Source organism: Streptomyces sp. MnatMP-M17, assembly GCF_900091995.1.
Lineage (GTDB): Bacteria > Actinomycetota > Actinomycetes > Streptomycetales > Streptomycetaceae > Streptomyces.
The window spans coordinates 1-1,545 of sequence record NZ_FMDK01000594.1 but is presented as its reverse complement, the minus strand read 5'-3'; the positions used below and the strand labels follow the sequence as shown (position 1 = coordinate 1,545).

Here is a 1,545-nt window from a genome sequence, read left to right as displayed (position 1 = left end):
GTGCTCGCACTGGCGGTCCGCGAGGACCCGAGCCGCTTCTTCAACCGGGCCGGCGGGTTCGGCGACGGCGAGGCGATCACCGCCGACGTTCTGACACAGGTCTGCGACTTCTACCGCAAGCAGGGTGTGTCCCAGGGCGCGTTCATGATCGCGCCGCCGTTGCTGCCACCGGACTGGGCCTCGACCGTCGCCGAGCTGGACCTCACGAACGGACGTAGTTACGTCAAGCTGGGTTGCGACACGGAGACCATGCTGACCGCGGGCGACGGCATCGCCGCGCTCGATCCCAGCTTGCACGTCGGACTGGTCGAACCACACCAGGCAAACGAGTGGGCCACCGTCATGATGACCGCCTACGGTTTCGACATGCCCGACATGATCGACATGGCCGCATCCTGTGTGGGCAAGCCGAACTGGCAACAGTACGCCGTTTGGGACGGTGAGCGGATCATCGCCGTCGGGAGCATCTTCATCAACGGAGACTGTGCCGACATGTTCGGCGGAGCGACGCTCCCGGAAGGCCGCGGCCGCGGCGCGCACTCGGCACTGCTCGCCATCCGTGCCTGGGCAGCCAAGGCGGCAGGCTGCCGATGGCTCGTGGCTGAGACCGGAGCGGAATCTCCCGGTGACCACAACACATCCCTCCACAACATGCTGCGCACCGGTTTCCAGCCGCTGTACGAGCGGACCACCTGGCTCTGGCGCGAGTAGCGCGGCCGGGCGCGGAATCCAGGCCGGGGCATGTCGAGGTCATGGCGGGTACCATTCGTCGGGTTGTGCCAGGTGATCGGAAGGAAGCGGGCCGGGATCCGGCAGCAGCGCAGCCGCCGGACCCGAGGGATGCTCAGACTCGCGGAGCCGTAGGGCCGGATCGCGAAGGCCGAGGAAGGACCGGCCGACCGTCTTCAGAAGGTGGCCTTGCCCCGGACCGGTACGTGGTCGGTGTACTCGGACTCCTTGGCCGGCAGCGGGTCGATCCGCGCCACGATGGCCTGGACGGCCTCACCGGCGAAGACCCCGCGAAGCACGCGCGCATGCCGACCAGCCCCCACACCCCACCAACCCGACATGGAGCCGGAACATCCGGCCCTGGTTTCGGCCTGCTGCTTCAGCCGTCGGTCATCACCGACGTGCAAGCGGCTCTCGGTGCCCTCGCACACAACGACACCGCATCGCCCGCCCTCACTGCCGGCGACGCGTCCGATGAACTCCTCAATTACCCTTCGCGAAGTGGCCGGTGACGGACAGATCGACCGACCGACGAGGTACTGCCCGGCGCGGTGCTCGTACACGTAGAGGAAAAGCGTGAAGGGTGATACGGAATTCCTCTGCGGGGAATCCGGACGCCCCGACAGCCGGCGATCCTGAGTCTGACGAGTGGGTCGTGTCTTCTTTGCTTTGGGTACGGGCGTGGGGCGTTGCGGAGATTCTCACCCGCAACGACGGGCTGGCGAGCCGAAGCCGTCATCGGGAACCAGAGCACCCGCTGCCCTGGGAGGACGCGCCGGCCTGTGCCGGAGAACTGCGGGTCCAGATCGCCGCCGC

Annotated in this window: 2 protein-coding genes; one reads left to right on the top strand and one right to left on the bottom strand. The window is 67.5% G+C overall.

Going from position 1 to position 1,545, the window contains the following annotated elements; all coding sequences use genetic code 11:
* Positions 1 to 711: GNAT family N-acetyltransferase (locus GA0115259_RS25365; protein ID WP_093601328.1), on the top strand; the 711-nt coding region annotated here is incomplete at its 5' end.
* A 194-nt stretch (positions 712 to 905) separates the two neighbouring features.
* On the opposite strand, the gene GA0115259_RS25360 is transcribed toward GA0115259_RS25365, so the two are convergent.
* Positions 906 to 1,028: a hypothetical protein gene (locus tag GA0115259_RS25360; protein ID WP_370748447.1), complete on the bottom strand. Its 123-nt coding sequence runs from the start codon at positions 1,026 to 1,028 to the stop codon at positions 906 to 908.
* Positions 1,029 to 1,545 lie beyond the last annotated feature (517 nt).